Consider the following 8,117-nt stretch of genomic DNA (forward strand, 5'->3'; position numbering starts at 1 on the left):
CGAAACACGGGCGGCCCCGGTGGAGCTCCACCGGGGCCGTACCGCTTCGGGTCGGTGCCTCTACTCGCTCGCGATCGCGTTCAGGACGTTCATCCGGCCGGCCCGGAAGGCCGGCACGAGGGCCGCGAAGAGGCCCACGAAGGCCGAGCCCACGAACACGGTGAGGATGGTCGGCCACGGGATGTCCAGGACCCCCAGGCCCTCCAGGGCGAGGAGCTTCTGGGCGGCCGTGCCCCAGCCCATGCCCAGGCCGAGGCCGAGGAGGGCGCCGAAGAGGGCGATGACCACCGACTCCAGCCGGATCATGCGGCGCAGCTGGCGGCGGGAGAGGCCGATGGCCCGCATGAGGCCGATCTCGCGGGTCCGCTCGACCACCGAGAGGGCGAGGGTGTTCACGACGCCGAGGACGGCGACGACGATCGCCAGGGCGAGGAGCCCGTACACGATGTTGAGCAGCTGGCCGACCTGGTCCTTGAGGTCCTCCTTGTAGTCGGCCTGGTTGCTGGCCTTGTACTGCGGGTAGGGCGCCAGCGCGTCCTTGACTGCCTGGTAGGCCTGGGTCTCCTGGCCGTCCTTCGCGCTGGCGAGCAGGAGCAGGCTGCGCGGCATCCGGTCGGCGGGGACGTGCTCGGCGAGCGTGGCGACGTTCACGTACATCGCCCCCTTGTCGACCTGGCCGGTGTCCGCGGTGATCGCCGCGACCTTCAGCTTCGCCGTCTCGCCGCCCTTGAACGCGACGGTCAGGACGTCGCCGACCTTCACGCCGTGCTCGGTCGCGTAGTCGCTGCCGACGGACATCGCGCCCTTGCCGTAGGCGTCCGCCAGCGTGCCGGCGGTGGTCTCGCGACGCAGGTCCTTCATGTACGTCGGGTCGGTGGCGGCCATGTCGGCCGTGGAGACCTTGCCGCTCGGGTCGGTGACCTTGGCGTCGACCCACCGGTACTCGGTCACGTGGTCCAGGGCCGGGACCTTCTCCAGGGCCTCCTGCGCCTGCGGCACGATCGGCTGCCCGGTGCCGGACTGCACGATGAAGTCGGCGCCGACGGACCGGTCCAGTTCCTCGGTGGCCGAGGCCACCATCGAGGAGCCGACCACCGAGAGGCAGGCGACCAGCGCGAGGCCGATCATCAGGGCGGCGCCCGTGGCGCCGGTGCGCCGCGGGTTGCGCAGCGCGTTGCGTTCGGCCATCCGGCCGACGGGGCCGAAGACCCGCAGGACGACGACGCCGAGGGCGCGGACCACACCGCCCGCGAGGAGCGGGCCGATGACGACGAAGCCCAGCAGGGAAAGGACCACGCCGAGACCGAGCCACAGGGAGCCGGGGCCGGCCTCCGCCGCGCGGGTCGCCGTCCACAGCGCCGCCGCTCCGGCGGCCGTGAGGGCGAGCCCGAGCCCGGCGCGGACCCAGCCGGCCTTCCCGTCGGCGGGAGTGCCCGCGTCGCGGAGGGCCGCCATCGGGGAGACCTTGCCGGCCCGGCGGGCCGGGATGTACGCGGCGAGGACGGTGACGACGATGCCGAGGACCAGGCCCACGACCGGGGTCGTCCACTTCACGGTGAGGTCGCGGGTGGAGAGCTCCATGCCGACCGCGGACATCAGCTTCATCAGGCCGACGGCGAGACCGACGCCCGCCGCCACTCCGGCGACCGAGCCAACGACGCCGAGCAGCACGGCCTCGACGAGGACGGAACGGTTCACCTGCCTGCGGCTCGACCCGATGGCCCGCATCAGGCCGATCTCGCGGGTGCGCTGGGCGACCAGCATCGAGAAGGTGTTGACGATGAGGAAGATGCCGACGAGGAAGGCGATCCCGGCGAAGCCGAGCATCGCGTACTTCATGACGTCGAGGAAGCCGGCGACGTCCTCGCGGCCCGCGTCGGCGGTCTCGGCGGCGGTCTGCAGCTTGTAGCCGTCGCCGATCGCGGCGGCGATGTCCGCCTTCAGGGCGTCGTCGCCGACGCCCGGCTTCGCGTCGGCGGTGATCTGGGTGAACAGGCCTTCCTTGCCGAGCAGTCCGCGCTGCGCGGTGGCCGTGTCGAAGTAGACGACCGTGGCGCCCGGGTTGGTGACCTTGAAGTCGACGATGCCGGAGATCTTCGCGGTGAGGTCGCCGGTCACGGCGATGGTCCGCAGCGTGTCGCCGATCTTCAGGTGGTGCTTCTCGGCGGTCGCGCCGTCGACGACCACGTCGGTCGGGCCGCGCGGCTCGTGGCCGGAGACGAGCTCCACCGAACGCAGCTCGTTCGGCGTCCAGTTGACCGCGATGGTCGGCGCGCCGCCGGTGGGACCGACGTTCTTGTTCCGCCCGTCGACGACCGTGACGCTGGTGGACGCGACCGAGCCCTGGGCGGCCTGTACGCCCTCCGCCTTGCGCACCTGCTCGACGAGCGAGGCGGGCAGGGCCTCCGGGCGGCCGGTCTGCGGGGTCTCGTCGTTGCCCGCCGCGTTCTTCGGGCTGACGGTGACGTCGGAGGCCGTCACCGCGAAGAGCTTGTCGAACGTCGTGTTCATCGTGTCCGAGAAAACCAGCGTGCCGCTGACGAACGCGACGGAGAGCAGCACGGCGACGGCCGAGAGCGCCATCCGGCCCTTGTGCGCGAAGAAGTTGCGCAGCGAGGTCTTGAGGACGCTCATGACGTCCGCCCGCGCGCGTCGAAGTCCTTCATCCGGTCGAGCACGGCGTCGGCCGTCGGCCGCTCCATCTCGTCCACGATCCGCCCGTCCGCCAGGTACAGCACCCGGTCCGCGTACGAGGCGGCCACCGGGTCGTGCGTCACCATCACGATGGTCTGCCCGAGCTCGTCCACCGACGTCCGCAGGAAGCCGAGCACCTCTGCGCCCGCCCGCGAGTCCAGGTTTCCGGTCGGCTCGTCCCCGAAGATGATCTCCGGCCGCGCCGCGAGCGCACGGGCCACCGCGACCCGCTGCTGCTGGCCGCCGGACAGCTCGTTCGGCCGGTGCTTCAGCCGGTCGGACAGGCCCACCGTGTCCACCACGCGCCGCAGCCACTCCGCGTCGGGCTTCCGCCCCGCGATGTCCATCGGCAGCGTGATGTTCTCGATCGCGCTCAGCGTCGGCAGCAGGTTGAACGCCTGGAAGATGAACCCGATCCGGTCCCTCCGAAGCCGCGTCAGCTTCTTGTCCTTCAGGCCGGTGATCTCGGTCTCGTCGAGGAAGATCTGCCCACTGGTCACGGTGTCGAGCCCCGCGAGGCAGTGCATCAGCGTCGACTTGCCCGAGCCCGACGGCCCCATGATCGCGGTGAACTGCCCCCGCGCGATGTCCACGTCCACGGAATCCAGCGCCACGACCCGGGTCTCCCCCGATCCGTACGCCTTCACGACCTGCCGCGCCCGCGCAGCGACGGCCGTACGCCCTCCAGTACCCCCGTGCCTGGGGATGGTCACAGCCGAAGTCACGGTTCTCTCCTCGAAGCGGTTGGCTTGCTTTGTAAGTCCCAGTTAAGAACCCCGTACCCCCCTCCACCTCATCCGCCGGTACGAACGACCCCTGGCCCCTATGGGGGAGGGGCCCCTAGGGGTTCCTCCACCTGTGGTCCTAGTGAGACCCTGTCCCCGAACATTTAGGTGTACGAAGAAAGGAATGGTGCGCGCGGTGACGGAACCGTCGACGACCCGGGCCGGGGCCGATCCGGCGCCCGCGTCCCCCTCGCCCTCCCCCGCTCCCGCGCGCCGGGGCCCCGTCGTGGCGGCGCTGATGATCACGATGGGGCTGGCGGCGATCGACGGGACGATCGTGTCCACGGCGGTGCCGCAGATCGTGGGCGACCTCGGCGGACTGGCCGTGTTCTCGTGGCTGTTCTCCGGATACCTGCTGGCGGTGACCGTGACGCTGCCGGTGTACGGGAAGCTCAGCGACACCTTCGGGCGGAAGCCGGTGCTCATCGCCGGGGTCGTCCTGTTCGTCATCGGGTCGCTGCTGTGCGCGGCGGCGTGGAACATGGCGTCGCTGATCGCGTTCCGGGTCGTGCAGGGCTTCGGCGGCGGCGCGCTCCAGGGAACGATCCAGACGATCGCCGCCGATCTGTACCCGCTGAAGGAACGCCCCAAGATCCAGGCGAAGCTGTCCTCCGTGTGGGCCGCGTCCTCCGTCGCGGGACCGGCGGCGGGCGGCCTCCTCGCCGGGTACGCGGACTGGCGCTGGATCTTCCTCGTCAACCTGCCGGTGGGGCTGCTCGCCCTCTGGCTGATCGGCCGCAACCTCGTCGAACCCGCCCGCACCGCCGCCCGCGCACGGGTGCGGATCGACTGGGCGGGGGCGCTCGCCATCTTCGCCACCGGGGCGCTGCTGCTCACCGCGCTGGTCCAGGGCGGCGTCGCGTGGCCCTGGCTCTCCGCGCCCTCCCTCGGCCTCCTCGGCGGAGCCGCCGTCCTCGCCGGCGTGACCGTCGCCGTCGAGCGGCGCGCCGCCGAGCCGATCATCCCCGGCTGGGTGTGGCGGCGCCGCACGATATCCGCCGTCAACCTCGCCCTCGGGGCCCTCGGGCTGCTCATGGTCGCCCCGACCGTCTTCCTGCCCACGTACGCCCAGTCCGTCCTGGGTCTCGGGCCGATCGCCGCCGGGTTCGTCCTCTCCGTGATGACCCTGAGCTGGCCCGTCTCCGCCGCGTTCTCCAACCGCGTCTACACCCGGATCGGCTTCCGCCTCACCGCGATCCTCGGCATCTCCTGCGCCCTCCTCGTCCTGCTCGCCTTCCCCCTCCTGCCGTTCCCCGGCGCACCGTGGCAGCCCGCCCTCCTCATGCTGCTGCTCGGCGCCGCGCTCGGCCTCTTCCAGCTCCCCCTGATCGTCGGCGTCCAGTCGACCGTCCCCTACGAGGAACGCGGCACCACCACCGCCTCCGTCCTCTTCTGCCGCCAGGTCGGCCAGAGCGTCGGCGCCGCCGTCTTCGGCGCCCTCGCCAACTCCGTCCTCGCCTCCCGGCTCGGCGCCGCCGGCGACCTCGACACCCTCGCCCGCGCCCTCGCGGCCCCCGCCTCCCTCACCGCCGAGGCCACCGACCACCTCCGCCGCGCCGTCGACGCCGCCGTCGACTACGTCTACCTCGGCGCCGCCGGTGCCGCCGCGCTCGCCCTCCTCGTCCTCCTCACCCTGGCGCCGCGCCGCTTCCCCGTCCTCGCGGAGGAAGGGGAGCGGCGCGGCGCGGAGTGAGAGCGGACGCGTCCGCGGAACGCCGTCCTCGTCCCGGGCTCAGGGGACGGGGCGGGTCACGCGGGGCGCGGGATCGTGAGGCAGAAGGGGTGGCCCGCCGGGTCGAGGAGGACGCGCCACAGGTCGGGGCGGGGCTGGTCGGGGGCGAGGGTGGCGCCCCATGCGACGAGTCGGGTGGTGGCCTCGTCGAGGTCGGGGACGTCGAAGTCGAGGTGGAGTTGCTGAGGGGTGTCCTGGCCGGGCCAGGTCGGGGGGCGGTAGTCGTCGACGCGCTGGAAGCCGAGGAAGAGGCCGTCGGCGCCGCGGAGGCCGGCGAAGTCGTCGTCGGAGCGGTCGGCGAGGGGGAGGCCGGTGGCGCGGTGGTAGAAGGTGGCGAGGGCCATGGGGTCGGCGCAGTCGAGGGTGACGGCCGTCAGTTTCATGAGCATGGGCGGGGAGCCTACGGGGTGCGTTCGGGGCCTTCCGAGCCCGTCAAGTCGTCGCCTTCGTCGGCCTGTTCCCTGTCGCTGCCGCCTTCGCCGGCCTGTTCCCCGTCGCTGCCGCCTTCGCTGGCCGGTCCCTCGTCGCTGCCGCCTTCGTCGGCCTGTCCCTCGTCGCCGTCGCCTTCGTCGGCCGGTTCCTCGTCGGGGGCGGCGGCTCGGCCGGTGAGGGCGGCGAGGGAGGTGCGGATGTGTTCCATGTGGGAGTGGATCTCGTCGCGGGCCTCGTCGTGTTCGCGGACGACGCGTTCGGTCTCGCGGTCGACGCGCTCGGCCTTCATCCGGGCTTCGGCGAGGAGTTCCTCCGCGCGGGCTTCGGCGTCCTCCTGGCCGTGGCGGGCCTGCTCCTCGGTCTCGGCGAGGGCGCGCCGGGCCTCGGCGAGCCGTGCTTCGGCGGCGGTGACGAGCGCGTCGTGGCGGGCGTCGAGGTCGGTGGCGCGGGCCTCGGCCTCCCGGTCGGCGTCGTCGCGTACGGCGGTCTGCTCGGCGCGCTGGGCGGCGAGGAGTTCGGTGGTGCGCCGCCGGGTCTCCTCGAAGGCCCCGTGGGCCGCGGCGCGCTGTTCGCCGGTGTCGCGGTGGGCGTCGGAGGCCAGTTCGGCGGCCTGTTCGCGGGCGGCTTCCAGGGTCGCCCCGGCGGCGGTCTCGGCGGCGGTGCGGACGTCTTCGGCGTAGGCCCGGGCGGCTTCGGCGGCCTCGGCGCCGGCGGCCTCTGCGGCTTCCGCGAGGGCCTGGGCCTCGGCTTCGGCGGCGCGGACGAGGGCCTCGTCCTCCTGCTCGGCCATCTCCAGTATCGCGCGGGCCCGCTCGCCGAGGGACTCGTAGCGCTGGGGTGCGAGGGCCTCGACGACGGCGCGCAGCCGGGCGGCCTCGGCCTCCATCTCCTTGGCGAGCACGGTGAGCCGCGCCGCCCGTTCCCAGGATCCGTCGCGTTCCTCGGAGAGTGCGGCGACGTACCGGTCGACCTGTTCGGGGCGGTATCCCCGGCCTCGTCCGACAGCGAACCCCATCCCTGACGCCCCTTCCCTTATGGCCTCAAACGTCAAGGATGCGCCATCAGAACGGACAAAAGGCGCCGAACGTGCATGCACGTCGAGCGCCTTTCGTCACATTCCGCCTGCCGGTGGCTACAGGAGGCCGTCCCACATCTGCTCCAGGAGCACCGACCACCAGTTCTCCGGGGACGACAGCGCCTGCGGGTCGAGCATCGCCAACTGCGCCTGGAAGTCGACGGTCCAGCGGCCCGCCTGCTCGGGGTTGAGCCCGAAGCGCAGCCGCCACATGCGGCCGAGCAGCGCCAGGGAGCGGGTGAACTCGGGCAGTCCGGTGTTCACGAACTGCGGCGGCACCGGCTGCCCGCCGGGTCCGGCCTCCACCGGGACCGCCACGATGTGCGCGGTGCCGTACTGGACGCAGATCGCCCGGCCGAAGTCCGAACCGAGCACCAGGTACGAGCTGGCGTCCGACGCGGGCTGCACCTGACGCTGCGCCGCGAGCTCCGCGAGCGTCGGCACCACCGGCACGGCCGGCTGCGCCCAGAAGAACGGACCGAAGTCGGCCGGCAGACCCGCCCACACCAGCGTCCGCGCCACCAGCTCGGGCACGCCCTGCCGGGACACCGCGCGCTGGTCGAAGCGGAGGATGCCGGGACCGAACGCCCCGGCCAGCTCCTGCGCGATGCCCTCCGGCGGGATCGGCGGCGTCGGCTGCACCTGCGGCAGCGGCACCCGCACCGGCGCGGGCCGCGCCGGGCCGTCCGCGACCTGGTGCAACTCGCCCTGATGGGTCAGGAGTTGCCGCATGCCCTGCTGCCGGCCCGCGTGATCGCGGCCGTACGGGGCGATGCTGGTGATCCGCGCCTGCGGCCACGTCTCCCGGATCATCCGCGCGCAGTAACCGCCGGGCAGCTCACAGGACTCCAGCTCCGTGTGCAGTTCGAGCACCTGCTGCGGCGGCACGTTCATCGCGCGCAGCTCGTGCAGGATCTGCCACTCGGGGTGCGGGGTGCCCGGCGCCGAACGCCGGATGATCTGCGCCTCGGAACCGTCGGGCGCCCGGTACCGCAGCACCGCCTGGTAGCCCGGACCCACCGTCGGCTGTCCCGTCGGCTGCGGATAGCCGTACGCGGGGGGTACGGGACCGGCCGCGGGCGGCGGCGTGTGCCCGCCGTGCACCGGCGGCGCCGGAGCGGGCGGGGGCGGGACGCCCGGACCGGCCGGACCGGGGTGCGCCAGCATCGTCGCGGCGTGCGCGATACCGCCCGGCGGCGTACCGGGCACGCCCGGCGGCGGCGGGGGCGGCGGGGGCGCGCCGGGGCCGCCCTGGTTCGGGTGCGCCAGCATCGTCGCGGCGTGGTGGTGCAGCCGACGCCGCCGATCCCGCCGGAGGGCATCGCGCAGGAGCTGGCCGGGGCGTTCGGTCCCGGCATCCTCCGCTTCGACCAGCGCGCGGTGTCCCGGCAGGGCGTGC

6 protein-coding genes are annotated in these 8,117 nt (G+C 73.2%); 1 reads left to right on the plus strand and 5 read right to left on the minus strand.

Annotation, left to right across the window (positions count from 1 at the left end; all coding sequences use genetic code 11):
* Positions 1-60: 60 nt before the first annotated feature.
* Entirely contained in the window at positions 61-2,634 is a 2,574-nt protein-coding gene (locus MRBLMG1_RS22170) for an ABC transporter permease (protein ID WP_367825841.1), read from the minus strand.
* Entirely contained in the window at positions 2,631-3,419 is a 789-nt protein-coding gene (locus MRBLMG1_RS22175; protein WP_367825842.1) for an ABC transporter ATP-binding protein, read from the minus strand. Before MRBLMG1_RS22175 ends, MRBLMG1_RS22170 begins: the two co-directional genes overlap by 4 nt.
* A 184-nt stretch (positions 3,420-3,603) precedes the next feature.
* Here MRBLMG1_RS22175 and MRBLMG1_RS22180 point away from each other — a divergent pair, with 184 nt between their 5' ends.
* Entirely contained in the window at positions 3,604-5,172 is a 1,569-nt protein-coding gene (locus MRBLMG1_RS22180; protein WP_367825843.1) for an MFS transporter, read from the plus strand.
* Positions 5,173-5,228: 56 nt separating this feature from the next.
* Here the strand turns inward: MRBLMG1_RS22180 and MRBLMG1_RS22185 are convergent, their stop codons facing one another.
* The 3 genes from MRBLMG1_RS22185 to MRBLMG1_RS22195 all read right to left on the minus strand — a co-directional run bounded on the left by MRBLMG1_RS22185 (position 5,229) and on the right by MRBLMG1_RS22195 (position 7,990).
* A complete protein-coding gene (locus tag MRBLMG1_RS22185; protein ID WP_367825844.1) occupies positions 5,229-5,600 on the minus strand; it encodes a VOC family protein in 372 nt (123 codons plus the stop codon).
* Between the two features lie 11 nt (positions 5,601-5,611).
* On the minus strand, positions 5,612-6,658 hold the full coding sequence (locus MRBLMG1_RS22190) for a cellulose-binding protein (RefSeq protein WP_367825845.1): 1,047 nt from the start codon (positions 6,656-6,658) through the stop codon (positions 5,612-5,614).
* A 117-nt stretch (positions 6,659-6,775) separates the two neighbouring features.
* Positions 6,776-7,990, minus strand: coding sequence for an SUKH-4 family immunity protein (locus tag MRBLMG1_RS22195; RefSeq protein WP_414721625.1), 1,215 nt, complete (start codon positions 7,988-7,990; stop codon positions 6,776-6,778).
* Positions 7,991-8,117 lie beyond the last annotated feature (127 nt).

It is taken from the genome of Streptomyces sp. LMG1-1-1.1, assembly GCF_040815545.1.
Lineage (GTDB): Bacteria > Actinomycetota > Actinomycetes > Streptomycetales > Streptomycetaceae > Streptomyces.

Excerpts from the sequence above, each read along its gene's own strand:
- MRBLMG1_RS22195 (WP_414721625.1), bottom strand. The coding sequence starts at position 7,990 with ATGCTGGCGCACCCGAACCAGGGCGGCCCCGGCGCGCCCCCGCCGCCC.
- MRBLMG1_RS22185 (WP_367825844.1), bottom strand. The coding sequence starts at position 5,600 with ATGCTCATGAAACTGACGGCCGTCACCCTCGACTGCGCCGACCCCATG.
- MRBLMG1_RS22180 (WP_367825843.1), top strand. The coding sequence starts at position 3,604 with ATGGTGCGCGCGGTGACGGAACCGTCGACGACCCGGGCCGGGGCCGAT.
- MRBLMG1_RS22190 (WP_367825845.1), bottom strand. The coding sequence starts at position 6,658 with ATGGGGTTCGCTGTCGGACGAGGCCGGGGATACCGCCCCGAACAGGTC.
- MRBLMG1_RS22170 (WP_367825841.1), bottom strand. The coding sequence starts at position 2,634 with ATGAGCGTCCTCAAGACCTCGCTGCGCAACTTCTTCGCGCACAAGGGC.